General features: G+C 71.2%; 24 protein-coding genes. 15 read left to right on the forward strand and 9 right to left on the reverse strand.

The window, feature by feature from the left end; all coding sequences use genetic code 11:
* Nucleotides 1-76 precede the first annotated feature (76 nt).
* Nucleotides 77-739: a TetR family transcriptional regulator gene (locus ACZ6QO_RS33180; RefSeq protein WP_465856638.1), complete on the reverse strand. Its 663-nt coding sequence runs from the start codon at nucleotides 737-739 to the stop codon at nucleotides 77-79.
* Between the two features lie 77 nt (nucleotides 740-816).
* Between ACZ6QO_RS33180 and ACZ6QO_RS33185 the strand changes: the two genes are divergently transcribed.
* The 4 genes from ACZ6QO_RS33185 to ACZ6QO_RS33200 all read left to right on the forward strand — a co-directional run bounded on the left by ACZ6QO_RS33185 (nucleotide 817) and on the right by ACZ6QO_RS33200 (nucleotide 5,634).
* Nucleotides 817-2,238, forward strand: coding sequence for an MFS transporter (locus ACZ6QO_RS33185; protein WP_465856640.1), 1,422 nt, complete (start codon nucleotides 817-819; stop codon nucleotides 2,236-2,238).
* A gap of 195 nt (nucleotides 2,239-2,433) precedes the next feature.
* On the forward strand, nucleotides 2,434-3,516 hold the full coding sequence (locus ACZ6QO_RS33190) for a L,D-transpeptidase (protein WP_465856642.1): 1,083 nt from the start codon (nucleotides 2,434-2,436) through the stop codon (nucleotides 3,514-3,516).
* Nucleotides 3,517-3,734: 218 nt separating this feature from the next.
* On the forward strand, nucleotides 3,735-5,039 hold the full coding sequence (locus tag ACZ6QO_RS33195) for an endo-1,4-beta-xylanase (protein ID WP_465856644.1): 1,305 nt from the start codon (nucleotides 3,735-3,737) through the stop codon (nucleotides 5,037-5,039).
* A 154-nt stretch (nucleotides 5,040-5,193) separates the two neighbouring features.
* Nucleotides 5,194-5,634 (forward strand): sterol carrier family protein, encoded by a 441-nt coding sequence (locus ACZ6QO_RS33200; protein ID WP_465856646.1) that lies wholly within the window; start codon nucleotides 5,194-5,196, stop codon nucleotides 5,632-5,634.
* Between the two features lie 80 nt (nucleotides 5,635-5,714).
* Here ACZ6QO_RS33200 and ACZ6QO_RS33205 read toward each other — a convergent pair whose 3' ends face one another.
* On the reverse strand, nucleotides 5,715-5,999 hold the full coding sequence (locus ACZ6QO_RS33205) for a DUF4190 domain-containing protein (protein ID WP_465856648.1): 285 nt from the start codon (nucleotides 5,997-5,999) through the stop codon (nucleotides 5,715-5,717).
* A 713-nt stretch (nucleotides 6,000-6,712) separates the two neighbouring features.
* On the opposite strand from ACZ6QO_RS33205, the gene purF reads away from it, so the two are divergent.
* Together purF and purM are read left to right on the forward strand one after the other, a co-directional pair.
* The gene (gene purF, locus ACZ6QO_RS33210) at nucleotides 6,713-8,149 is read left to right on the forward strand and encodes an amidophosphoribosyltransferase (RefSeq protein ID WP_465856650.1); all 1,437 of its coding nucleotides are present in this window, start codon (nucleotides 6,713-6,715) and stop codon (nucleotides 8,147-8,149) included.
* A gap of 52 nt (nucleotides 8,150-8,201) precedes the next feature.
* A complete protein-coding gene (purM, locus tag ACZ6QO_RS33215; RefSeq protein WP_465856652.1) occupies nucleotides 8,202-9,230 on the forward strand; it encodes a phosphoribosylformylglycinamidine cyclo-ligase in 1,029 nt (342 codons plus the stop codon).
* Between the two features lie 462 nt (nucleotides 9,231-9,692).
* On the opposite strand, the gene ACZ6QO_RS33220 is transcribed toward purM, so the two are convergent.
* A complete protein-coding gene (locus tag ACZ6QO_RS33220; protein ID WP_354853039.1) occupies nucleotides 9,693-9,917 on the reverse strand; it encodes a DUF3073 domain-containing protein in 225 nt (74 codons plus the stop codon).
* Nucleotides 9,918-10,067: 150 nt separating this feature from the next.
* Complete coding sequence (locus tag ACZ6QO_RS33225) at nucleotides 10,068-11,171, reverse strand: Leu/Phe/Val dehydrogenase (protein ID WP_465856656.1); 1,104 nt, start codon at nucleotides 11,169-11,171, stop codon at nucleotides 10,068-10,070.
* Between the two features lie 192 nt (nucleotides 11,172-11,363).
* Between ACZ6QO_RS33225 and ACZ6QO_RS33230 the strand changes: the two genes are divergently transcribed.
* Nucleotides 11,364-12,242 carry a DUF8083 family protein gene (locus tag ACZ6QO_RS33230; RefSeq protein ID WP_465856660.1) on the forward strand — a complete coding sequence of 293 codons (879 nt, stop codon included), beginning with the start codon at nucleotides 11,364-11,366 and terminating at the stop codon, nucleotides 12,240-12,242.
* Nucleotides 12,243-12,562: 320 nt separating this feature from the next.
* Nucleotides 12,563-12,766, forward strand: a complete 204-nt coding sequence (gene bldC, locus ACZ6QO_RS33235; protein ID WP_013133571.1) for a developmental transcriptional regulator BldC — start codon at nucleotides 12,563-12,565, stop codon at nucleotides 12,764-12,766.
* Nucleotides 12,767-13,148: 382 nt separating this feature from the next.
* Here bldC and ACZ6QO_RS33240 read toward each other — a convergent pair whose 3' ends face one another.
* Nucleotides 13,149-13,775: a TetR/AcrR family transcriptional regulator gene (locus tag ACZ6QO_RS33240; RefSeq protein WP_465856663.1), complete on the reverse strand. Its 627-nt coding sequence runs from the start codon at nucleotides 13,773-13,775 to the stop codon at nucleotides 13,149-13,151.
* A 235-nt stretch (nucleotides 13,776-14,010) separates the two neighbouring features.
* Here ACZ6QO_RS33240 and ACZ6QO_RS33245 point away from each other — a divergent pair, with 235 nt between their 5' ends.
* The 4 genes from ACZ6QO_RS33245 to ACZ6QO_RS33260 all read left to right on the forward strand — a co-directional run bounded on the left by ACZ6QO_RS33245 (nucleotide 14,011) and on the right by ACZ6QO_RS33260 (nucleotide 18,133).
* On the forward strand, nucleotides 14,011-15,099 hold the full coding sequence (locus tag ACZ6QO_RS33245) for a LacI family DNA-binding transcriptional regulator (protein WP_465856665.1): 1,089 nt from the start codon (nucleotides 14,011-14,013) through the stop codon (nucleotides 15,097-15,099).
* A gap of 143 nt (nucleotides 15,100-15,242) precedes the next feature.
* Complete coding sequence (locus tag ACZ6QO_RS33250) at nucleotides 15,243-15,491, forward strand: hypothetical protein (RefSeq protein ID WP_465856667.1); 249 nt, start codon at nucleotides 15,243-15,245, stop codon at nucleotides 15,489-15,491.
* An 82-nt stretch (nucleotides 15,492-15,573) separates the two neighbouring features.
* Entirely contained in the window at nucleotides 15,574-16,422 is an 849-nt protein-coding gene (locus ACZ6QO_RS33255; RefSeq protein WP_465856669.1) for an N-acetylmuramoyl-L-alanine amidase, read from the forward strand.
* 61 nt (nucleotides 16,423-16,483) lie between these two features.
* Nucleotides 16,484-18,133, forward strand: a complete 1,650-nt coding sequence (locus tag ACZ6QO_RS33260; protein ID WP_465856671.1) for a beta-N-acetylhexosaminidase — start codon at nucleotides 16,484-16,486, stop codon at nucleotides 18,131-18,133.
* Between the two features lie 108 nt (nucleotides 18,134-18,241).
* On the opposite strand, the gene ACZ6QO_RS33265 is transcribed toward ACZ6QO_RS33260, so the two are convergent.
* The 3 genes from ACZ6QO_RS33265 to ACZ6QO_RS33275 form a co-directional block, all read right to left on the reverse strand.
* A complete protein-coding gene (locus ACZ6QO_RS33265; protein ID WP_465856673.1) occupies nucleotides 18,242-19,327 on the reverse strand; it encodes a quinone-dependent dihydroorotate dehydrogenase in 1,086 nt (361 codons plus the stop codon).
* A 66-nt stretch (nucleotides 19,328-19,393) separates the two neighbouring features.
* Nucleotides 19,394-20,101 (reverse strand): GAF and ANTAR domain-containing protein, encoded by a 708-nt coding sequence (locus tag ACZ6QO_RS33270; RefSeq protein ID WP_465856675.1) that lies wholly within the window; start codon nucleotides 20,099-20,101, stop codon nucleotides 19,394-19,396.
* Nucleotides 20,102-20,727: 626 nt separating this feature from the next.
* A complete protein-coding gene (locus ACZ6QO_RS33275; RefSeq protein ID WP_465856677.1) occupies nucleotides 20,728-22,827 on the reverse strand; it encodes an MMPL family transporter in 2,100 nt (699 codons plus the stop codon).
* Between the two features lie 115 nt (nucleotides 22,828-22,942).
* Between ACZ6QO_RS33275 and ACZ6QO_RS33280 the strand changes: the two genes are divergently transcribed.
* The 3 genes from ACZ6QO_RS33280 (at nucleotide 22,943) to ACZ6QO_RS33290 (ending at nucleotide 24,376) form a co-directional block, all read left to right on the forward strand.
* Nucleotides 22,943-23,425, forward strand: coding sequence for a MarR family winged helix-turn-helix transcriptional regulator (locus ACZ6QO_RS33280; protein ID WP_465856679.1), 483 nt, complete (start codon nucleotides 22,943-22,945; stop codon nucleotides 23,423-23,425).
* Nucleotides 23,426-23,571: 146 nt separating this feature from the next.
* A complete protein-coding gene (locus ACZ6QO_RS33285) occupies nucleotides 23,572-24,078 on the forward strand; it encodes a hypothetical protein (RefSeq protein WP_465856681.1) in 507 nt (168 codons plus the stop codon).
* A 112-nt stretch (nucleotides 24,079-24,190) separates the two neighbouring features.
* Complete coding sequence (locus ACZ6QO_RS33290) at nucleotides 24,191-24,376, forward strand: hypothetical protein (RefSeq protein WP_465856683.1); 186 nt, start codon at nucleotides 24,191-24,193, stop codon at nucleotides 24,374-24,376.
* Here ACZ6QO_RS33290 and ACZ6QO_RS33295 read toward each other — a convergent pair.
* Complete coding sequence (locus ACZ6QO_RS33295; RefSeq protein ID WP_465856684.1) at nucleotides 24,355-24,777, reverse strand: hypothetical protein; 423 nt, start codon at nucleotides 24,775-24,777, stop codon at nucleotides 24,355-24,357. The two genes, ACZ6QO_RS33290 and ACZ6QO_RS33295, sit on opposite strands and share 22 nt — an antisense overlap.
* Between the last annotated feature and the right edge of the window lie 24 nt (nucleotides 24,778-24,801).

Raw genomic sequence — 24,801 nt, forward strand, 5'->3', positions numbered from 1 at the left:
GCCGGCGCACCCGAGCCACCGCACCGAGTCAGGCGCACCCGGGCCCTCACGCCGAACTCGCGCACCCGAGCCCGGGCTACGCGCGTTCGGTGCGCCGGGCCAGCGCCTCTACGCCGCCCAGAAGCAGGTCCACCCCGAACGCGAAATAACGCTCGACATCGAGCGGCTCGGCCAGCGTCGCGCCGTACCCGATCATGCGTGGATAGCGGTCGCCCGGCATCGACTCCAGCTTGAGCCTGCGCAGGCGGCGCTGCTCGGCCTCCGCCAGTTCACCCGACCACCGGGGACAGCCCTGCACCAGGGCGATCACGCCGTTGAGCAGGTAGGAGGAGACGGCGAAGGCCTCGCGCGGCGTGAACCCGGCCTCCGCGAGCACGTCGAGCGTGGCCTCCGTGGCCCGGTTGAAGCTCTCCAGGTCGTGTTTGTCCTTGACGGCGCCCAGCAGGTCGGGCACGCACGCGTTGTCGCGCATCGCCCGCACCACGGCCTCCACCAGCACGCGCAGCCGCCTGTGCCAGGGATCGTCCGGTGAGACGTCGGCGGTCACGTCGCGCAGGACGTGCTCGGCGAGGGCCGCCATCAGCTCGTCCTTGTTCTTGAAGTGCCAGTAGAGGGCCATCGGGGTGACTCCGAGCCGGCCCGCGAGCCGGCGGATCGTCACGGCCTCCACGCCCTCCTCGTCGGCGAGGGCCAAAGCCTGCTCGACGACGGTCTCGCGGGTCAGCTTGTCGTGGGCCACTTGACAACTATACGACGTACAAGGTCTCCTGTACGACGTACATGTACGACGTATAAGTACACCGTAGAGGAGAAGCCGTGCAACGCCGTTGGTGGGCACTCGTGGCCGTCTCGCTGGCCACTTTCATGACTTATCTCGACAACAACGTGGTGAACGTGGCGCTCCCGACCATCCAGCGGGAGCTGGGCCTGACGATCTCGGGTCTTGAGTGGATCGTCAGCGCGTTCATCCTCGTCTTCGCCGGACTGCTCATGGTGGGCGGCCGGCTCGCGGACGTGTTCGGGCGGCGGCGGGTGTTCATGAGCGGCCTCGCGCTGTTCACGCTTGCCTCGGCCGCGGCGGGCCTGTCCGGTGACGGCACGACCCTCATCCTCAGCCGGGGCGTCCAGGGGGTCGGAGCGGCGCTGCTGGCCCCGTCGGCGCTGGCGCTGATCTCCGGGACGTTCCCCGACGCCCGCGAGCGCGGGATCGCCGTGGGCGTGTGGAGCTCGATCGGCGCCCTGGCCCTCGCCCTCGGCCCGCTGACCGGCGGGCTCATCAGCGAGAACTGGCGCTGGGGCTGGATCTTCCTGATCAACGTGCCGATCGGCGCCGTGACCATGGCCCTCGCGGCCTGGGCCATCGGGCGGACGGACAGGCCGGCCCGCCGCCGGCTGGACCTGCCCGGACTGGCGGCGTCGTCGGTCGCGCTCTTCGCGCTGACGTACGCGCTGATCGAGGGGGACGGCGAGGGCTGGACCTCGGCCCCCATCCTCGGCGCCTTCGCGCTCGCGGCGGCGGCGGCCGTGACCTTCGTGCTGCTGGAGTCGGGCGCCCGGGAGCCGATGCTGGACCTGTCGCTGTTCCGCGACCGCATCTTCAGCGGCGGCGTGCTCTCCATCGGGCTGTGGGCGTTCGGCGTCTTCGGCATCTACTTCTTCACCGCGCTGTGGCTGCAGAACGCGCTCGGCTTCTCCCCGACGGAGGCCGGCGCGGCGTTCGTCCCCATGGCCCTGCTCATGGTGGCGCTCGCGACCGTCGCGCCGCGCATCGCCGCCCGCTTCGGGACGGCCGTGACCGTCGCCGCCGGGCTCGGCCTGATGGCCGCGGCGATCGCCGCGATGTCGACCATCGGGGCGCACGGCACCTACACGCAACTTCTCCCGTGGCTGATGCTGTACGGCCTCGGAGCGGCGATGCTCGTCCCGCTCACCAACGCCGTCCTCGGCGCGCTTCCGGACGCGCGCGCCGGCCTGGCCTCCAGCGTGCTCAACGTCTCGCGTGAGGTGTTCGGCCTGCTGGGGGTCACGGTGCTCGGCGCCGTCCTGAGCGCGCGGTCGAGCGCGAGCGCCGCCGCGGGGGCCACCCCGATCACGGCGTTCCTGGACGGGTACCGGATCGCGCTGATCGTCGCGGCGGCGATCGTGGCGGTCGGGGTGCCGGTCAGCCTCGCGTCGCTGCGGGCCCGCCGGGTGACCGAGGAGGTCATCCCCGAGCCCGTCCCCGAACCGGTGGCCTGACGGCGCGAACCCCCGACAGCGATCCACGTCCGAGGCGGAGCCGGACGGCTACGGCTTCGGCTGTTCAAACTCGCCACAGGTCGCCGTTACTTGATCGTTATCGGATGACGGCGCACATATTGCGTGTTCCGGGTGTCGTACATAAGGAACGCACCGGATAACACCGGAGCGAAGCGCGTATATGAGGAGTAGAGCTTGAACCCCCTGAAGCGGACGGCCCCCGCGTTGCTGGCCATCGCCGCCCTGGTCACCGCGGCGGCCTGCTCGACGGACGTACGAGCCGCGCAGCCCACGCCGGGCGGGGGCACGACCGGCACCGACGCGCGGCCGCAGGCGACGGCCACCCCGTCCACGGCCGCGACCACAGGCTCCCGAACCCAGGCCAGAGCCGCCGGCACCGCCCTGCGGCCGCTGCGGGTGCCGCTGAACATCGCCGACATCACGCCGATGGGCGAGAAGGTGGAGAGGATCGGCGTCGGATCCCCGATCATCGTCACCTTCGGCAAGGCGGTGAAGAACAAGGCGGCCGTGGAGTCGGTGCTGCAGGTGCAGGCCGAGAAGCCGGTCGAGGGCGCCTGGCGGTGGGTCTCCGACCGCAAGGTCGTGTACCGCACCCGGACCTACTGGAAGCCGCACCAGAAGGTGCTCTTCACCGCCCGCCTCTCGCAGATCCCCGGGAACGAGGCCGCCAAGGACGTCAGCCGCCGCTTCGCCATCGGCACCGCCAACATCGCGGTGGTCGACACCAAGAAGCACGTCATGAAGGTGCGCCGCGACGGCAAGCTGGTCAAGAGGATCCCGATCAGCGCCGGGAGCGGCGGCCTGGTCAGGAACGGCGTCGACGTCTACCTCACCACCAGCGGCATCCACCTGGCCATGGGCAAGAAGCGGGTGGAGACCATGACGTCGAGCTGGCTGGGCGTCACCGACCCCAAGGACCCGCTGTACTACAAGCTGGAGATCCCCTGGGCGGTGCGCATCTCCGACAGCGGCGAGTACGTCCACCAGAGCGCCGGCGCCTACCAGTTCCTCGGCAGGTCCAACCAGAGCCACGGCTGCGTCCGGGCCACCCCGGCCGGCGCCAAGTGGTTCTACGGCATCGCCCAGCGCGGCGACGTCGTCCAGGTCACCGGCACCAAGCGCAAGCTCGACTGGCGCAACGGCTGGAGCTTCTGGCAGCTGACGTGGAACCAGTGGAAGAAGGGCAGCGCCCTGCCCACCGCCACCCCGACGCCCACGCCCACCCCCACCCCGACCGAGGACGACGAGACGCTCTGAACGGGGCGTTCCTCGGCCGGACCGCCGGATCGGCCGATTCGGTCCGGCCGGATCGGCCTGACCATGGCGGCCATGGCCGCGGGAGGGCGTGCCTCTGGCGTGCTCCTGGCGTGCTTCTAGAGTGGGACCGGGCGGGCCAGGACGGCGCTCACGGCCGACGGCCGCGAGCTCCAGGGCCCGCCTGATCGCATCCCTCCCACCCCCTGGAGGAAGTCCCCATGCCGTCGCACGCCGCACCGGCCCACGCCGCCGATCCCCTGATCAAGAAGCATCGCACCGCCGACGCCACCCTCACCGTGACCGTGGACGGCGCCCCGTTGGCAGGCCGGGAAGTGGTCGTCGCGCAGCGCGACCACAAGTTCCTGTTCGGCTGCATCGGGTTCGACTTCATCCCCCTGGCCAACGGCGAACTGTCAGCTGAGGACCAGGCCGGCCCGGGCGGTGGGACCGGCTCGCTGGGCGAGGCCCCGGGCGAACAGGCCGAGAAGCTGGCCGAGCTGTGGTTCGACCTGTTCAACTTCGCCACCCTCCCCTTCTACTGGGGACGATTCGAGACCGACCGCGGCCGGCCGGACACCGAGCGGCTGCGCAAGACGGCGCGGTGGTTCGCCGACCGCGGCGTCCCGGTCAAGGGACACCCGCTGGCCTGGCACACCGTGACCGCCGACTGGCTGATGGACCTGTCGAACGCCGAGATCGCCCGCGAGCAGGTGGCGCGCATCCAGCGGGAGGTGAGCGGGTTCGCCGGGCTGATCGACATGTGGGACGTCATCAACGAGGTCGTCATCATGCCGATCTTCGACAAGTACGACAACGGCATCACCCGCGTCTGCCGCGAGATCGGGCGCATCCCGATGGTCAGGATGGTCTTCGACGCGGCGCGGGAGGCCAACCCGAACGCCACCCTGCTGCTCAACGACTTCGACATGTCGGCCGCGTACGAGTGCCTGATCGAGGGCGTGCTGGAGGCGGGCATCAAGATCGACGCTCTCGGCCTGCAGAGCCACATGCACCAGGGCTACTGGGGCGAGGAGAGGACGCTCGCCACCATCGACCGCTTCGCGCGCTACGGCCTGCCGATCCACTTCACCGAGACGACGCTGGTGTCCGGCCACATCATGCCTGCGGACATCGAGGACCTGAACGACTACCAGATCCCCGAGTGGCCCTCCACGCCCGAAGGCGAGGCCCGCCAGGCCGACGAGGTCGTGCGCCACTACAAGACCCTGCTGTCCCACCCGTCGGTCAAGGCGATGACGTACTGGGGGATGTCCGACGGCGGCTGGCTGGGCGCGCCCGGCGGCTTCGTCCGGCTCGACGGGACGCCCAAGCCCTCCTACGACGCGCTGCGCTCGTTGGTCAAGGGTGAGTGGTGGCTCGCGCCGACGAAGATGGTCACCGACGAACAGGGGCGGGTCGGCTTCAACGGCTTCCTCGGCGAGTACGAGGTGACCGCGGCCGGCAGGACGGCGACCTTCCGCCTCGACGAGCCCGGCGCGGCGTCGGCCGATGTGGCGCTCTGAGGCCGGCGCGAACCCGGCACCGCTCCCCGCGACAGCCCCGATGTGATCGCGCCACCGGCCCGTCCCGCTCGACCGGGACGGGCCGGTGGCCGGGGAACCGTGCTCGGTTCCGTGGTCGCGGCAGTGGCGGGGCGTACGGGGCATGATGGAGGGCGTGGCCGCTCGCAAGGTAGACGTGGAGAAGGTACGGGCCGCGCTCGACGCGCAGCTCGCCGAACTCGGGGAGCATCCCTACGACGGGCCCGCGCAGGGCGCGCCCGACGCCGCCGTCGAGGTCGTGCTGCGGGTCTACGACAAGGGCCTGCGCCCAGAACGCGACCTCGCGCGCCTCGCCGTCCGGCACCTGCTGGAGATTTTGGCGGACAGGGCGCCGGGGCGGACGGTCGAAGTGCGCGTGCCGCCGTACGCGGCCGTGCAGTGTGTGGCGGGTCCCCGGCACACCCGCGGCACCCCGCCCAACGTCGTCGAGACCGACCCGCTCACCTGGCTCGAACTGGCCACCGGCCGGGTCGGCTGGCAGGAGGCGATGGACGCGGGCAAGATCAGCGCGAGCGGCGCGCGCGCCGACCTGTCCGAACACCTGCCCCTGCGCTGAGGCCCCGCCCACGCCGGCCCAGCGCCTCCGACTCCGGCGCTCCGGCTCGTGCTCACTGGCCTGCGCTCACTGGCCTGCGCTCACTGGGACGGGGGCTCGACGTTCACGCCCAGCTTCCGTTCCACGCACTGCTGCACCTCGGCCTGCGTCGGCAGGTTGAAGCACTCGCTGAAGTTGGTGAGGAACCACAGGAAGCCGATCACCGCCAGGACGAGCGTGATCGCGCTCAGCACGATGCCGGCGATGGCGCGGCCCCGGTTGCTGTTCTTCGCCACCGCGATGATGCCGATGATCAGGCCGACGATCGCCGTGAGCACGCCGAGGCCGCAGATCAGCAGCAGGAAGAGGCTGACGATGCCGAGCACCAGCGCCGCCGTGCCGAGCCCGCCGCGGCGGCCTGCCGGAGGCCCTCCATATGGCCCTCGATAGGGCGGGCCGCCGTACGGCGGCCCGCCCGGAGGCTGGCCGCCCGCAGGCCCACCTGGGGGCTCCCCGCCGTAGGGCTGCTCACCGTAGGGCTGTCCACCCGGCGGCTGACCGCCGTACGGCCGCTCACCATAAGGCTGACCGCCATGGGGCTGTTCACCGTAAGGCTGACCGCCGTGGGGGTGCTCGCCGTACGGAGGTCGTTCGCCACCGGGTGGCGCGCCGCCCCGCGGGTCGCCCCACGGCTGGGAATCGTTCGGGTCGCCAGGTGTCGTCACGGTGTGCTCTTTCGACCGGGTAGGTGTGCTCTTTCGCCCTGTATTGACATGCCGGATAGCACCACTCTCCCCCGGGGACGGGCCGGCCGCCGAGCCGACACGGCAAAATGCCGGGGATCTTTCCCCCATGGCGGCCACGGCCTGCTCCGCAGGGCATCCAGAGGCGTCGCCGGCGCCCTGCAAGGCCGTCGCGACGGCCCCGAAGGGGGTGAGGAGGGCTTCAGAGAACTTCTCGGGGGACTTCTCAGGGGCGTGACGAGGACCGTCGTCCGGTGGCCGTGCCAAGGCGCCGCCGTCCTGGCGTCACGGGTGTGGCGCCGGTTGTCCGGACCCGGATTACCGGCGGTCGAAGAGGCCAACTTAGAATGAAGCACGTGCTAAAGGGCGACGGCCGGCTCGGCCATGACCTTGACCCCCGTGACCGCGCGCCGCAAGACGCCTGTGGTGTCTTCGGCGTATGGGCGCCTGGGGAGGACGTCTCCAAACTCACCTACTACGGCTTGTACGCGTTGCAACACCGCGGGCAGGAGTCCGCGGGCATCGCGGTGAGCGAAGGCAGCAGGATCCTCGTCTACAAGGACATGGGCCTGGTGGCCCAGGTCTTCGACGAGTCGGTCCTGGGCACGTTGCGGGGCCACCTCGCGATCGGGCACTGCCGCTACTCCACGACCGGTTCCAGCGTGTGGGAGAACGCCCAGCCGACCCTCAGCTCCACCGACGGCGGCGGCCTCGCGCTCGCCCACAACGGCAACCTCATCAACACCCCTGAGCTGGCGCTGCGGCTGCCGACCGGGGCGATCAGGGCCACCACCGACACCGAGGTGCTGACCTTCCTGCTCGCGCAGGATCGCACCAAGTCCATCGAGGACGCCGCCGCTGAGCTGCTCCCGCAGGTCAAGGGCGCCTACTCGCTGGTGTTCATGGACGAGAAGACCCTGTACGCCGCCCGCGACCCGCAGGGCATCCGCCCGATGGTGCTGGGCCGCCTCGAACGCGGCTGGGTGGTGGCCTCCGAGACCGCCGCGCTCGACATCGTGGGCGCGACCCTCGTCCGCGAGATCGAGCCGGGCGAGCTGCTCACCATCGGCGAGCACGGCGTCCGGTCGCGGCGGTTCGCCCTGGCCGAGCCCAAGGGCTGCCTGTTCGAGTACGTCTATCTGGCCCGTCCCGACACCACCATCGCCGGGCGCGGCGTGCAGGCGACCCGGGTCGAGGTGGGCCGCCGGCTCGCCAAGGAGCACCCGGTCGAGGCCGACCTGGTCATCCCGACCCCCGAGTCCGGCACGCCCGCCGCCATCGGCTACGCCGAGCAGAGCGGCATCCCCTACGGCCAGGGCCTGGTCAAGAACTCCTACGTCGGCCGCACCTTCATCCAGCCGTCCCAGACCATCCGCCAGCTCGGCATCCGGCTCAAGTTGAACCCGTTGCGCGAGGTCATCCAGGGCAAGCGGCTGGTCGTGGTGGACGACTCGATCGTGCGCGGCAACACCCAGCGTGCGATCGTCAAGATGCTGCGCGAGGCCGGCGCCACCGAGGTCCACGTGCGCATCTCCTCGCCTCCGGTCACCTGGCCGTGCTTCTACGGCATCGACTTCGCCACCAAGGCCGAGCTGATCGCCGGGTACAAGTCCGTCGAAGAGATCTGCGAGTCGCTCGGCGCCGACTCGCTGGGTTACATCTCGCTCGACGGGCTGACCGAGGCGACGACGCTGCCGACCGAACGGCTGTGCCGCGCCTGCTTCGACGGCCAATACCCGATTCCGATCGACCGCGACAACGTCGGCAAGTTCGTCCTTGAGGCCAAGGCGTGAGCGCGCGGCGCGCGCACTCGCCCATGGCCGGCGGGACCGTCAAGGAGGTCCGGTGACCAGCTACGCCGCGGCGGGCGTCGACATCGAGGCGGGCGACCGCGCCGTCGAGCTGATGAAGTCCCGGGTCGCCAGGTCGCGCCGGCCCGAGGTCGTGGACGACGCCAGCGGCTTCGCCGGGCTGTTCGACGCCTCGGCGCTGCATTGCTACACGCGTCCCCTGCTCGCGACGTCGACCGACGGCGTCGGCACCAAGGTGATGATCGCCCAGGCGCTCGGCAAGCACGACACGATCGGCATCGACCTGGTCGGCATGGTCGTGGACGACCTCGTCGTGTGCGGGGCCGAGCCGCTGTTCATGACCGACTACATCGCCTGCGGCAAGGTGGTGCCCGAGCGCATCGCCGACATCGTCGGCGGGGTCGCCGAGGGGTGCCGCCTGGCGGGGTGCGCCCTCGTGGGCGGCGAGACCGCCGAGCATCCCGGTGCGATGGGCCCGGACGAGTACGACCTGGCCGGCGCCGGCACCGGCGTCGTGGACGCCGACAAGCTGCTCGGCCCCGACCGGGTGCGGCCCGGCGACGTGGTGCTGGGCCTGGCGTCCTCGGGCGTCCACTCCAACGGGTACTCCCTGGTACGGCACGTCGTTCGCACGGCGGGCCTCGACCTCTCGTCCTCGCTCCCGGAGCTCGACCGCACGCTCGGCGAAGAACTGCTGGAACCCACCCGCATCTACTCGCTGAACTGCCTCGCGCTCACCAAGGCCGTGGAGGTCCACGCCTTCTCCCACATCACCGGGGGCGGGCTGGCGGCCAACCTGGCCCGTTCGCTGCCCGCCGGCGTCGACGCCCTGCTCGACCGCTCGTCGTGGACGCCGCAGCCGATCTTCGAGGTGATCGCGGGATACGGCAAGGTGCCTCAGGACGAGATGGACCGCACCTTCAACCTCGGCGTCGGCATGTGCGCCATCGTGCCCGCCGCCGCGGCCGACACCGCGCTGAGCACTCTGCGTGACGGCGGACAGCACGCCTGGGTACTCGGCGAGATCGTCGAGGGCACCGGCCAAACCCGCTACACCGCCTGATCCCCACCCACCCTGTACGGGGTCCGCGCCAGTGCTCAGACGCCCCCGTCGCCTCCGGACCGTCGCTCCCTCCCGTGACCTGATCCCAGGCCACGGGAGCCGACGGATGCGGTCCGACGGTCCCGAACGCACGCCGGGTTGAGCGCCGCACAACGACGCCGGCTTCGCCGTACCACTCCTCGCGACCCGGCGCCGGACGTGTGGCCGGCATCACAGCAGGAGCAGGTCACACAGCGGCTGCGCCGTACCGCTGCTCGCCGACCTGGCGCCGGACGTGGCCGGCGTCACAGTAGGAGCAGCGCTGGGGGTGGTGGAAGGGGCTTGGGTGGGGTGGAAGGGCTGGAACACGACGAAGAGCTCCTTGCCGGTTTACTGGCAAGGAGCTCTTTTCGGTGCGCGAAGGAGGCACACGGCGAACCACTGCCCGCCGAGTGCCCGGCCATGCGTCAGCCCGAAAATCGCCTAACGGCGACGGGACCTGTCATCCTCGTCATCGTCATCGACGTCACCGGCGTAATCGGCGTACCGATCGGCCAGCTCATCGTCTACGACGTCATCATCGTGTCGGTTGGAGTCGTGATTGACTCCGAGCTCCTCGCGAAGACGGTCAAGATCGGTGCCGCCGCTGTTGTACTTCAGCTGACGTGCAACCTTCACCTGCTTGGCCTTGGCTCGGCCGCGCCCCATCGGCTCGACCCCCTCATGCGGGGTCGTGCCCGACCCCTCGTCGCTAACGCTCCACGCGCTGACACCGCCTGACTTCCGGCGCCAGCTCTCGTTCGACTACAACCGTACCTGTTTTGCGCGCCGCTCGGTACGCCGTATGGACGTACGTAGTCAGCGGCCCAGCCAAATACCCCTAAGCCGGCCGACTTCCGACATTCTGCGCTCCGCCAGCCTATCGGCAGCGGCCGCCGGGGGTACCCCTTCCTCCTCAGCGATCGAAAAGATCTTCAATGTCGTGTCGAAGATCTGCGTCGCCTTTACCCTGGCGCGGTCCATGTTGAACCCCTCGATCTCGTCGGCCACCTGGATCACGCCGCCGGAGTTCACGACGTAGTCCGGAGCGTAAAGGATTCCCCGCTCGGCGAGCTGCTTCTCCACGCCGGGATGCGCGAGCTGGTTGTTCGCCCCGCCGCACACGATCTTGGCGCGCAGGCCGGCGACCGTGTCGTCGTCCAGGGCCCCGCCGAGCGCGCACGGAGAGTACACGTCGATGTCGGCGAGCTTCATCGCGGCGGCGTCGGCCACCACCTCGACCTGCGGGTGGACCGCGCGGACCTTCTCGACGGCGTGCTCGCTCACGTCGCAGACCACGACCTCGGCGCCGTCCCCCAGCAGGTGCTCGACCAGCCGGTGGCCGACCTTGCCGACCCCCTCGACGCCCACGCGCCTGCCCCGCAGGGTGGAGGCGCCGTAGACGTGCTGGGCGGCGGCACGCATGCCCTGGAAGACGCCGTACGCCGTGAGGATCGAGGAGTCGCCGGCGCCGCCGTGGGCGACGGTGCGCCCGGTGACGAAGCTGGACTCCCTGGCGACGATGTCCATGTCCTCGCTGTAGGTGCCGACATCGCAAGCGGTGTAGTAGCGCCCGCCGAGGGACTGGATGAAGCGCCCGTAGGCGCGCAGCAGCGGCTCGCTCTTGTCTCTGGCCGGATCGCCGATGATCACGGCCTTGGCCCCGCCGAGGTCGAGCCCCGCGAGGGCGTTCTTGTACGCCATGGCCCGCGAGAGGTTGAGCACGTCGGCGAGGGCCGCCTGCTCGTTCTCGTAGGGGTAGAACCGCGTGCCCCCGAGCCCGGGGCCCAGCGCGGTGCTGTAGATGGCGATGATGGCGTGCAGCCCGCTGCGGTCGTCCGAGCAGAAGACGACCTGCTCGTGTCGCGCCTGTCCGTTCACTGGGCTCGAGTCCTTGTGGGACAGCCCGAAGACGTCGGTCACTATGGTGACTCCCGGTCGTTCTTGTCCGCCGCCTCATCGCGGCGGATCCAGGGATCCACCCTATCCAGCCCGCTCCAGACTGACCATGATCATCCAGATCGCGACACGTCGGAGCCGCGCCCCGCACGCCATTCGCGCCGTCGGGGCCGTCTCACTCGCGTCGGCTCGCCGTGACATGGCACCATTCGAGATGTGCTGCCCTACGCCGCCTATCTCCGCGTCTACGAGCCGTTGTCCGCGTTCACCGAACGCGAGCGCGCCTTCTGGGCGGCCTACGCCGACTCCAAGGACCGTCCGCGCCGCGCGTTCGCTCTGGAGGCCGAGCACGCGGAGGCCGTCCGGCGGCTGCTCGGCGTCTCGGCGCTGCCGGCGCCCGGCGTCGAGAGCCTGAACGCCTACCTGCGCCGCATCGAAGAGACGCTGTACGTCTGCCCGTGGCAGAGCAGGCTGCGCTCCTGGCTGGCCTTCGCCCGCTTCCGCGGCACCACGCCGGTCAAGCTGGCCGACCGGTTCGTCCCCCGTGCCATCGCCGAGCAGACGGCCGACGACTTCGACCGCTACAAGCAGCAGGGCAGTTCCTCCTCGCTGAGGACGCACATCCGCACCAGCACCTGGCACATCCCCGCCCCGTGGTTCGTGCCGTTCGACTCGGCCGAGCGCTGGCTGGTCCTCGGCCGGCAGGAGGAGACCGCCGCCGAGCCGACCGCCCCGACCACGACGGCCCCCGCGCGCAACCTGCTCTACGTCACCTCCATGGCCCAGGCCCGGCGCAGGGTCGCGCGGGCGCTGGTCGTCATCCGGCGGCACGTGGGCGAGGTGAGCACGCTCACCGAGGTCGAGGAGGTCGGGCGCTGGCTGGAGGAGTTCCACCCGCACTCGCTGGTGGAGCTCGACTACGGCGGCCTGGTGCACCTCATGGACGACGCGACGTTGCAGGCCGACCAGTCCGCGGCCGAGCTGGCCGCCGCCCTCACCGGGTTGGACACCGGTCAAGAAGAACTGGCCTTCGCCATGTATCAGCGCGTGATCGTGCGCTGGAAGTCAATACAAGCCCTCGAATCGGCGAACTGAACCGCAAATCATGCACGTGACCTGCAAAAGTAGGTAACGGGAGTCACCAGCTCGCTTCTGCGAACTGAGTAGTTTGCCGTTTTCACTGCGATACCACGAAACGTGTCGCTAGAATCACCGAGCGTGACATCAACCCGTGGACAAGGCGTTGTACTTAGAGGGCTCGCCAATCGCTCTACGTGGCTGTATGGTCACATCGGGTGATACCACATATGGTCCAGAAAAATCCGTACGAATGGATCATTGAGGGACATCCGTGACAAGCGCCAACACAAGTCGCAGGATCGCTGTCGCCGGTCCACGGAGGAGAGGCCGCACAAATGTCAGCTCGTACACCCGAGGCCGAGCCACTGCTCACCCCGGCGGAGGTCGCCACCATGTTCCGCGTCGACCCCAAGACCGTTACTCGGTGGGCGAAGGCGGGCAAGTTGACGTCCATCCGCACCCTTGGCGGTCACCGTCGCTACCGGGAGACCGAGGTCCGTGCGCTGCTCGCGGGCATCCCGCAGCAGCGCTCGGAGTGAGGCGAAAGCCGCCAAGGTCGTAGGGGGGAGAACCGGCGCGCTCGCGTCAAGCATGTGAGCGCGTCCACACACCCATGATCGCGCGATACGGGCCCGGGCCACCCGGGGGCGAAGTGCCTCCGACTGCGCGTCCGAGCGACCGTGACCGCGGCCATGGATCCGGTGTGAGAGGCGCCGCCCGCCCGGCGCCACCTCACCCGGCCATGCGGGTGCGTCCCGGTGGGAAACGGATTTAGGGCCTCCACCGCACGGAAGCCCTATCACCGTTCCCTCGCGCGAAGCCGCCCGCCCACCGGTCCGGCGATCATGCGCCCACCGGCCCACCGGGCACCTGCCCACAGGTCCACCGGTCCAGCGGTCGTCCGTCACCGGTTCACGATCGTTATCCGTCCGCCTCCGGGGTCGCGTCCTCGCGTGAGAAGTCCGCGAGCGACACACCGACCCGGCCGTCATGGCGGGCGGCCACCTCCAGCAGTGCCACCATCTGCTCCACCAGCAGCCGTTCGAGCTGCGGACGCTCGATGTCGCGGTTCTCCAGCCAGTCGAGCCCCGCCGTCTCCACCGAGGCGATCCACGACCGCAGCGTCGCGCGCAACGGCGGGCTCGGCTCGCTCACCCGGAGCTGGTTGGTGATCATCTTGAACAGGCGCTGGCGGACCCCCTCGACGATCTCGCCCACCTCGCCCACCCGGTTGGCGGGCCCACCGCGCAGCAACGCGGCGAACCCGGCCGCGTGATCCTCCACGAAGTCGAAGTAGCGGGTCAGGCCGGCCGCCAGTTCCTCGATGGCGGTGCCGCCCTGCACCGGCCGCAGCCGCTCCTCCAGTTCGAGCGCCGCGCTGCGCAACGCGGCGACGTACAGCTCCTGCTTGCCCCCGAAATAGTGGTAGACCAGCGCGCGGGAGGCCCCTGCGGCGCTGGCCACGTCGTCGATCGAGACATCTTCGGCGTCACGCTTGCTGAACAGCTCAAGCGCCGCGGCCATGAGTTCCTCACGGCGACGGTCCACGCTCAGCCTTCGTCGTACCGGGCGTCCGTCGCCAGGGTCGCCGCTCTCTCGCTCACCTGGGGCCCTTGATGTCGCACCCACAATGCGCACACTATCGAAGGCGGTGCCGGATAACGCGGCCCAAATGACCATCTGCCGAGCCGCGCAACACACCCGTACCCTCAACGCGACTCGATCGTTTGGTCTGACAGGTGCACATCCACTCAGCGTGGGGAGAACCATGTCAGGACCGTCCATGCAGACGACCGATCGGTACCGTCCCGATCTCGGCGCGGCCGACCCCGGCCTTGGCGACGCCCAAGGGCCCCGGCCCCGGCCGACGATCCGGAACGTTGCAGAACGCGCGGGCGTCTCTAAGTCGCTGGTCTCCCTGGTGCTGCGGGGCTCCCCTCACGTCAGCGAGCACCGCCGGGAAGCGGTCTTGCAGGCCGCCAGAGAGCTCGGCTACCGGCCCAACGCGGTCGCGCGCAGCCTCGTCGAAGGGCGCACCCACCTGGTGGGCGCCCTCGTCGCCGACCTGCACAACCCGTTCTACGCCGAGTTCCTCGACGGGTTGCAAGAGAGCCTGCACGGTGACGGGCTCCGGCTGCTGATCGGCAGCGGCCGCTGGGACCCGGCCTTCGAGGAGGAGGCCGTCGAAGCGTTCCTGGAGCTTCGCGTGGACGGCCTGGTGCTGCTCGGCGTCGCGCCGTCCAGCGAGACCCTGGCCGAGGCCGCCGCGTACACCCCGACGGTCGTCGTCGGCGAGCGGGACGTGGAACTGGACAGCGTCGACATCGTCGTGGACGACGACCAGCTCGGCGCGCGCCTCGCCGTCGACCACCTGGTCGAGCTCGGTCACCGGCGCATCGCGCACATCGAGGGCACCCCCTCGTCGTCGGCGCGTTTCCGCTGCGAGGGCTACCTGGTGGCGATGCGCAGGCACGGGCTCGCACCGCACATCATGGTCGAGCACGGCGACTTCACCGAGGAGGGCGGCCGGCGCGCGGCCCGCGCGCTGCTCGAACGCACCCCCCGCCCTACGGCGATCTTCGCGGCCAACGACATCGTCGCCCTCGGAGTGCTGGTCGCGGCGAGCGAACTGGGCCTGCGCGTCCCCGAGGACCTGTCGGTCGTCGGATACGACAACACCCACCTGGCGGCCGTGCACCACATCTCGCTCACCTCGCTGGACCAGCCGAGGCGGGCGATGGGCAGGTCGGCCGCCACGCTGCTGAGCGACCGCATCACCGACCCGGGCAAGACGGCGCGGCTGCGCCAGGTGACGCCGCGCCTGGTGGTGCGGCACAGCACCGGCCCGGCTCCAAGTGATCCCCAAGGGTAGGTCAACATCCGCGGGATCGGCACCGTCCCCGTGTTGACTCGTAGCATGGCGCCGGCCCCGGCGTGCCGGATCGGCCCGAACAGGGCAGGACGCCCGCCTGTCACGGGGGCAGCGGGCGGCCGGCGTCCGACCGGGGGGAAGACATGCGTGATCCGGAACTGGTCTCCTGCGCCCAGCGCGCGGCGGCCGAGCTCGAACGTGCGTGGGCGCACTGGCGGGCCGCGCGCGGCAAGGACGAAGAGGGGGCGACCGAGTCGGTCGCCAGCTACGTCGCCCACTCCATCGACCACCCGTGGGGCCGCCCGCGCGTGGTCCTCGGCCTGGACGCCGAGGACGCCAGAGAGCTGGCCGCGCTCCTGCAGAAGCAGGATCTGAGCGAACCGGCCTGGTGATCCGATCTTCCGCGTAGCGGCCGGGCCATCGTGCGATTGCACGTAAGTTGGAGGCGGACGGTCGTCGGCGAAGGGGATCATCGTGACCGGTCGGGCATTGGCCATATCGTTCCTGGCCCTGTGCGGGCTGGGCACCGCGGCGTGCGGTGGCGCGGCGAGTTCCGCGGCCACCGGTCAGGACGCGGCCGCGACGGCCCACATGAAGAGCGTTTCGACCGAGCCCGCCTCGTCGTCGGCGCGGGCCGCGACGGCGTCCGCGCCGGCCGCCGCCCGTCCCCTCACGGGCAAGGTCATCGTGCTCGACCCCGGCCACAACGGCGGCAACTACCGCCATCCCGAGGTCATCAACAAGAAGGTCAACGTCCTCACCCAGTGGAAGGCGTGCGACACCACGGGCACCGCGACCAACGACGGCTACTCCGAGGCGGCCTTCACCTGGGACGTCGCCCGGCGCATGGTCAAGCTGCTCAAGGCCAAGGGCGCGACGGTCGAGCTGACCCGCGACGGCAACTCCGGGGTCGGGCCGTGCATCACCCAGCGGGCCGCCATCGGCAACAAGGCCCACGCGAACGCCGCGATCTCCATCCACGCGGACGGGGCGTCGGCGACGGCCCGCGGCTTCCACATCATCATGCCGAAGAAGATCAACGGGCCGGTGGACCCCGTCGTGGCCCGCTCCAAGAAGCTCGGGCTGGCGCTGCGCGCCGCCTACCACGAGGGCACAGGCATGCCGTACTCCACCTACATCGGCAAGGACGCGCTCGACTTCCGCGACGACCTCGGCGGGCTCAACCTGTCGACCGTGCCGAAGGTCTTCATCGAGACCGGCAACATGCGCAACGCGGCCGACGCGGCCAAGCTCAAGGACCCCCGGTTCCGGCAGCGCGTCGCCGCCTCCCTCGTCCAGGGCCTCGAACGCTACCTGGACTGAGGTTCCTCCCGGCGGGCCGCCGGGCGGGGCGACGCGGCGCGCGAATGGCATGATCTGAGACGTGGTCGATCTGATTCCGCGTCCTCGCGTCGTGCGCGCCGCTCCGGGGTCGTTCACGTTCGCTCCAGGCGCCCGGGTGTCGGGTCCGGCGGAGCTTGCCGGCGCGGTACGGCGGGCGCTGGCCGTCCTCGATCTCGGCGAGGCCGCCGGAAGGGCTGAGAGCGCGCCTGAGGCCGCGATCACCGTCGAACGGGACGAGCACCTCGCCGCCGAGGCCTACGCCGTCACGGTGACCCCTGAGGCCGTACACATCGTCGCCGGGGACGCCGCGGGCGCGCTGTACGCCGGGCAGACGCTCCGCCAGTCGCTTCCCGCGGCGGCGTTCCGTTCGGCCGCCGCGCCGGGCGCGGCGTGGACGGTGCCGTGCGGGCACATCGAGGACGCGCCGCGCTTCTCGTGGCGCGGCGCCCATCTGGACGTGTCACGGCATTTCCTGCCAAAGCGCGAAGTGCTGCGCATGATCGACCTGCTGGCCGCGCACAAACTGAACCGCCTCCACCTCCACCTCGCGGACGACCAGGGCTGGCGGGTCGAGAGCAGGGCCCATCCGCTGCTGCACGAGATCGGCTCGCACCGGCCGCGCACCACCACGACGCACTCCCACGGCGAGCAGCGCTTCGACGGCACCCCGCACGGCGGCCACTACACGCTGGACGACCTGGCCGAGATGGGCGCCTACGCGCGGGCCAGGGGCGTGACCGTCGTGCCCGAGATCGACGTCCCCGGCCACGCCTCGGCCATCCTCGCGGCCTACCCGCACCTGGGCGCCGATCCCGCCGCCTCGCACGAGGTGCTCGACCGCTGGGGCATCTCCCCGGCGATCCTGTCGCCGCTGCCCGCCACCGTCGAGTTCCTGTCCGCGGTCTTCGACGAGATCGTGGCGGCTCTCGGCGAGGTGCCGTTCTTCCACATCGGCGGCGACGAGTGCGTGCTGGACGACTGGGCCTCCTCGGCCGAGATCACGGCGTACCGCGAGTCGCTCGGCCTGGCCACCCCCGCCGGCCTGCACGCCCGTTTCCTGCGCGAACTGGCCGACGTGCTCGCCGCGCGCGGCTGCCGCGCGGTGGTGTGGGACGAGGCGTTCGTCAGCGGCGCGCTGCGGGCCGACACGATCGTCATGCCCTGGCGCGGCATGGGAGTCGGGCGGCGCGCCGCGGCGGCCGGTCACGACATCGTGGCGACCCCGGTGTTCCCGCTGTACTTCGACTACGCCGAGGCGGCCTCGCCCGAGGAGCCCGTCGCCATCGGGGACACGATCACCGTGGCCGACGTCGCGGCGTTCGAGCCGGCGCCCGCGTCATGGACCCCCGAGGAGGCCGGCCGGGTGCTGGGCGCGCAGTTCCAGCTGTGGACCGAGCGCATCCCCGACGGGCGGACGCTGGACTACCGGGCATGGCCGCGCGGGTGCGCCCTGGCGCAGATCGCCTGGTCGGGCGACGCCGAGGGCTTCGCGGCGGCGCTGCCCGCGCACCTCGCGCGGCTGGACGCCTACGGCGTCGAGTACCGGCCCCCGGCGGGGCCGCTGCCGTGGCAGCGCGGCGGCACGGGCAGCCGGCGGCACAGCCCGGGCGCCGTGCCGGTCGCGCAGGTGATGCGCCACCTGGAGGAGATGACCCACGAGGCCGACTCGACCCGTCCCAGCCTGAGCTGACGCCCCTCCCCGCCCATGCTCGACCGGCCCGTCGGCACGACCTCAGGCCTCGGCGGACGAGCGGCGGCATGACGTCGAGCGCTCGGCGGACGGCGCCGCGGCGCGGTGTCAGGCCGCGCGTTCGCGGCCCACGCGGCCGACCAGCTCGCCGACCGTGGAGCATCCGTGGCGGCGCAGCCTGCGGGCCAGCCCGCGGTTGATCCGCCAGGCCCACAACGGCCCCTCGTACACCATCGCCGTGTAACCCTGGACGAGAGTGGCGCCGGCCAGCAGCCGTTCCCACACGTCGTCGACGCTCTCGACGCCTCCGACGGACACCAGCGTGAGGCGGTCACCGACCCGGGCGTACAGCCGGCGCAGCACCTCCAGCGAGCGGGCCTTCAGCGGCCGGCCCGACAGGCCGCCCGCCTCGGCGGCGCCGGCCGCCTCGGCCTTCGACAAACCCTGCCGGCCGATGGTGGTGTTGGTGGCGATGATGCCCGCCAGCCCCAGCTCGACCGCGAGGTCGGCGACGGCGTCGATGTCCTGGTCGGCCAGGTCGGGGGCGATCTTGACCAGCAGCGGCGTGCGGCCGGCGGCCCGGCGCACCTCCGCCAGCAGGGGGCGCAGCAGCTCGACGGCCTGGAGGTCGCGCAGGCCGGGCGTGTTGGGCGAGCTGACGTTCACGACCAGGTAGTCGGCGAGCGGGGCGAGCCTGCGAGCACTGGCGACGTAGTCGCGCACGGCGAGCTCAGGGGGGATGACCTTGGTCTTGCCGATGTTCACGCCGACCACGACGGGCAGGCTCCGCGGACGGCCCAGCCGGCGGGCGGCCTGCTCGGCGCCGCGGTTGTTGAACCCCATCCTGTTGACGACGGCCCGGTCGGAGACCAGCCGGAACAGCCGTGGCCGGGGGTTGCCCGGCTGGGCGTGGGCGGTGATCGTGCCCACCTCGACGTGGCCGAAGCCGAAGGCCGCCAGCCCCTCGACGCAACCGGCGTCCTTGTCGAAGCCGGCCGCGAGCCCGAAGGGGCTGGGGAAGTGGACCCCGAACGCCTGGACGCGAAGCGCCTCGTCGCGTGGCGCCAGCCTTCGGTGCAGCCGGCGCTTCACGACGGGGGCGAGCGAGAGGACCCGGAGCGCGCGGAGGGTCAGGTGGTGCACCGTCTCGGCGTCGAACCTGCGGAGCACCAGCGCGAAGAGCAGTCGATACATCACCGTCCAGCGTAACCGGGTCCGGCCGGTCGGAGCTCGGCCGGGTGCCCGGGACCGGCCGGGCGCTCAGCCTCCTGGCGGCGCCTGCTCGCCCAGGATCTCGGCGGCCAGGTCGGCGACGCGGCGGCGGCTGTCGCGGGCGCGTTTGCGCAGGCCGGTGAACGCCTGGGCGGCCGTGAGGTCGTGCTTGCCCATGAGGTAGCCGATCGCCCGCTCGATCACGATGCGGTAGTCCAGCGCGTACTGCAGCTGGTCGGCCAGCGCGCTCTTCTCCTCGGCCTTCACCGCGGCCGCCAGCACCTCCTCTATGACGTGCGCGTAGGCGAGCAGCGCCTGAGTGTCGGACTCCTCCCAGTCGTGCGGTTCGGCCTGGTACACGTTGAGTGTGCCCACCGGTCCGTCGCCCAGCCGTACGGGGACGCCGGCGACCGCCCGCACGCTCGGGTGCAGTAACTCGGCCAGGTCGGGCCACCGCTCGTCGTCCTGCACGTCACGCGTGGTGACCGCGGCATTGGTGAAGAACGCCGACACGCACGGCCCGTGACCCACTGCGGCCTGCGCGTACTCCAGGCTCTTGCCGGCCTCGTCGGTGGTCACCAGATAGCGCAACGCCTTGCCCTCGTCGGCGAACATCAGACCTGCTCCGGCGTAGCCGAACAGCCGGTCCACCACGCGGACGATGCGTTCCAAATGGTGCACGACCCCGGTTGCCTCCGAGGCCTTCTGCACACCCCTGAGGCTTGCGACCAGAGCCTCCGGATCTATACGTGTCATTTCCCATCCTCTTGTTAACCTCACCCCTGCGCCGGCGCGGTCATGGAGAGGCATGCTTTTTCGCATTGCATCTGCCCGAAAACGGGCACAACAGTCCAACTTTCGCGGACACCGAAGAGCGACAACCCGAATCACCCGGACGGCCTGGCGGTCCGGTGCGGGAATCAGGTACGCCGACCAGACCGTCGACGGGACGGAAAGGATCGACGAGCGCGGCCGACGGCATGCGGAGCCTCAGCGCGCTTGACATGGTCAACGCCGGTGCCAATGGCGGTGCCACCTCTCAATTGAGGAAGCTCCGCGGACACAGGGCGGAATGATCTGCGGCAAAGCGTAGTGCGGCACGATGACTCAGGCCAAGTGGTTCGCACACCTGGTGGAAAGAATCACCTCGACGGGCGCGCTCGTCCCGGCTTGTACGGCTTGCACCGCCCACGCGATGCGTCGCGGGGCTCCTCTTCAGGGTATGCGGAACGGCACATCACCCGGCGCGCGGGCCGGGCCCGGCCACGCGGCGTCACCTCACCGGTGGCGGCGTCACCCGCGAGGACGCCCGGCGCCCCGGGCCAGGCCGGTGGTCACCTCACGAGGGCGCCCGGCGCCCCCCACGCCGGGCCCGCGCGATGTCACTTCACCGGCATCTCGCTTCGCTGGCCGGGCCGCGCGGCGTCGCGTACCGCCCGCCCCGGCGCGCCGGGCCACCAGAAGCGGTCGCCGAGCAGGGTCACCAGAGCGGGGACGAGCACGCTGCGCACCAGGAGGGTGTCGAGCAGCACCCCGAAGCCGACGATGACCCCGATCTGGGTCAGGGTGATCAGCGGGAGCACTCCGAGCACGGCGAACACCGCCGCGAGCAGGATGCCGGCGCTGGTGATCACTCCACCGGTGACCGCGAGCGCCATGACGATGCCGCCGCGGGTGCCGAGCCGAGGGGTCTCCTCTCTGGCCCGCGTGGTCAGGAAGATGTTGTAGTCGACGCCGAGCGCCACCAGGAACAGGAAGCCCAGCAGAGGCACGCTGAGGTCGAGCGCGGGGAAGCCGAAGAAGTGCGTGAAGGCGAACCATCCCGCCCCGAAGGCGGCGGCGAAGCTGGCGACCACCGTGAGGACGAGCGTGACGGCGGCGACGACCGACCGCAGCAGCGCGAGCAGCACCAGCAGCACCACGGCGAGTACCAGCGGGATGATCAGACGCTGGTCGCGGGCGGCGGCGTCCCGCTCGTCGAGGTCGGACGCCTCGGCGCCGCCGACCACCGCGGAGGCGCCGGGAACGGCGTGGACGGCCGCGCGAAGGGCCCTGAGGGCGGCGAAGCTCTCGTCGCTGCCGGGCTCGGCGCCGAGCACCGCCTCGGCGCGCGTGTACTGAGGGGTCCGCTCGACGATCGTCACCCGGGGGTTTCCCGGGATGGCCGCGGCGGCCGCGCGCACCTGTTCGGCGGCGGCCGTACGGGAGATGATCACCACGGGCTGGGCGCTGCCCGCGGGGAACGCCCGGCTCAGCGTCTCCTGTCCGGCGATGGCCTCCACCCGGTCGCGGAAGCGCTCGGTCTGCGACAGGCCGCTGTGCACGCCCACCGCCCCGGCCGCGAGCACGGCGAGCACGACCAGGCTGAGGGCGGTCATGACGGCGGGACGCCGCGCGACCGCGCCGCCGACCCGCGCCCACGGCCCGGTGCGCGTCGGGTCGGCCTGGCCCACCTGCGGGGCGAACGGCCAGAACAGCCCGCGGCCGAAGCAGACCATGGCGGCGGGCAGCACCAGCAGGGCGTACCCCACGGCGGTGACGATGCCGATCGCCCCGGCCATGCCGATGCTGCGGTTGAACGGCGAGAGCGCGAAGGCCAGCGTGCCGAGGGCGAGGGTCACGGTGGCCGAGCTGGCCAGGATGGCCGGGGCGGCCGAGCGGACGGCGCCGGTCATGGCCGTGTGCCGGTCGCCGTGCAGGCGGAGCTGTTCGCGGTAGCGGGCGATGAGCAGCAGGGCGTAGTTGGTGCCGGCGCCGAACACCAGCACGGAGGTGATGCCGAGGGTGGAGTCGTCCACGGTCAGCCCGGTGGTGCGGGTGAGGATCGCGACGATCTTGGCGGCGACCTGGTCGGCCACGCCGATCACGCTCAGCGGCACCAGCCACAGCCAGGGGCTGCGGTAGGTCAGCAGGAGCAGCAGCGCCACCACCGAGGCGGTGGCGGCGAGCAGGGTGATGTCGGCGCCCTGGAACACCGCGGCGAGGTCGACCTGGAAGCCTGCTCCGCCGGTGACCTCGACGCGCGCGCCCGCGGGCAGTCCCGCGCGGCCCTCCGCGCGGATGCGTCCGACCTCCTCGGCCAGTTCGGCGTTCGACAGCGCACCGGCGAGCGGCACGGTCAGCAGCGCCACGTCGCCCTTGCCGGAGAAGACGGGGGGCGGCGTCCGCCCGCCCACGGCGAGCGCGGCCATCCGGCCGGCGTCGGCGCGGACGGCGTCCTTGTCCTGCTCGGTCAGGCCGCCCTCGCGGCTGTAGACCACCAGCGCGGGCAGGACCTGGCCGCTCGGCAGCTCCCCCCGCAGGCGCAGCGCCTCCGCCGACTCCGCGCCCTTGGGCAGGGCCGCCGCCGGGTCGGTGTCGACCTTCGCCGAGCCGCCGAACGCCAGCGCCAGACCGGAGAGCAGCACGGCGACGGCGAGCGTCGCCCATTTGCCGCGGGCGCCCCACAGCGCGGCCCAGCCCATATGCTCTGCTCGTTTCATAGCGGCCTGTCCCGTCAGAGATCTTTCACTGGTGGAATTTTTCTATCATGGAAAGAATAGGCGGCGAGGGGAGCCACCGGCAAACATCGAGGCAGGCGACAACAAGGAGGCCAACGTGTCGGCAGACCAGCCCGGCGACGACGCCGCGAGCCCGCTGGAGTTGATCACCCTGATGCGCCGGCTCAACGTCGAGCTCGACCGGTTCGTCGAGCGGTTCGCCGTGGACCACGGCCTGCACCGCACCGACCTCAACGCCGTCGTGGTGATCATGGACGCGGCCCTTGAGGGCCGTCCGCTCACCCCCGGCGCCCTCGGCTCCGCGCTCAACCTCAGCGCCCCCGCGACGACCGCGCTGCTGAACCGGCTGGAGCACGCCGGGCACGTCGAGCGCCACCGCAGTGAGACCGACCGCCGCAAGGTCGAGCTGGCGCTGCACTCCCAGGCCGTCGCGCTGGCCAGAGAGTTCTTCATGCCTCTCGCCCGGCACCTGTCGGCGGCCCTCGAACCGTTCACCGGCGAGGAGCGCGAGGTGATCCGGCGCTTCCTGACCGGCAGCATCCAGGCGTCCGTGGACGCCCGCGGCGACGCCGCCCGCTGACCGCTGGCAGGCCGCGCCGTTCCCGCCGACGCCGCGCGAACCGGCGCCGTACGAGGGGTTGATACCCGTTTGCAACGAATGAGCAAGGGAGCTGAAAGCGCCGGCGCGCACACTGCGGTCATCACGAACAGGAAGGACCGCCTCCGATGAGGATCACCCGCACCCTTACCGGTCTCGCCATCGCCGCCGCCTTCGTCACACTCGCTCCCATCGCCGCCGAAGCCGCCACCGGTTCGTCCGGCGCCACAGGTTCGTCGGACGCGGTCACCGCCGGCACCACCTCCTGGGGTTCCTACTACGCTCCGCGGCGCGCGGCCAAGGCCCGCGGCACACTCACCGCCAGGGGCGAGGACCACGCGGACATCCCGGCCGCCGACTCCGTGAGGATCTCCGGCAAGGTCTACGACCTCACCCGCAACCGGGCGTGCGGCTGGGCGGTCTTCCGCATCACCTACCGCGACGGCTCGGGCAACCTGCCCTTCAAGCACTACAGCGTCCGCGACTGCTCCTACGGCTCGCCCAAGCGCTTCTCGGCGAAGTTCAAGGACGTCTACCAGGTCGAGCTGAAGGTCTGCTCCGAGTGGAAGGCCGCCAAGCCGTCGCTCAACTGCCTGTACGCGGGAACGTGGAAGACCCTGTACCTGTCGAAGTGATCCCGGCGAGCAGTTCGAGCCGGTCGAGCTGCGCGTCGATGGTGGGGGCGGCGACGCGGCAGACGATGTGCCGCGCGCCGGCCTCCACCTAGCGCGCCAGGGTCGCGGCCAGGTGGCCGAGAGGACCGGCGGCCCGCCCGGCCGGTACGAGGGCGTGGACTCCGGCAGGTCGTCGAAGCTCAGCACCCGGCCGTGGAAGCTGCGCCGGCCCGCCCACAACGCGCGCCAGAGCGCCACCGTGTCGTCCGGCGGCGCGGCCGGCCGTGTCCGCGCCCATCAGGCGTCCGGGAACATGTAGTCGGCGGCGATGCGGCCTTCCTCGTCGAGACGCAGGACCTCAAGGCCGCCGCCCGCCGCCTCGCCCCCGGCGACCGTCACCATCTCCCAGCGGAAGGTGACCACGTCCCGCAGGCGGACGGCCGCGGCGCGCTGCCGGAAGGTGTACTCCCCCGGGGCGACGAACTCGCGGTAACCGCCCGTGACCCGCCGCTCGATCGCGTCGTGCCCGTGGGCTTCCAGGGCGGCCGGCGCGAAACCGAGACCGGCGCTCATCTCGCGCATCTCCTCGGGCGGCTGGAGGAGGTGGACGCCTCCCTCGGCCCACAGTTCCTCGATGGCCTTGCGGCGCTCCTTCGGGTCCGGCTCGATCCACATCGCGACGTAGCGGCCGACCAGGTGCTGGACATCCGTGTCGTGCATTTCTTCCTCCTCGTGGACGGCGTG

This window comes from Sphaerisporangium sp. NPDC049457, assembly GCF_055586705.1.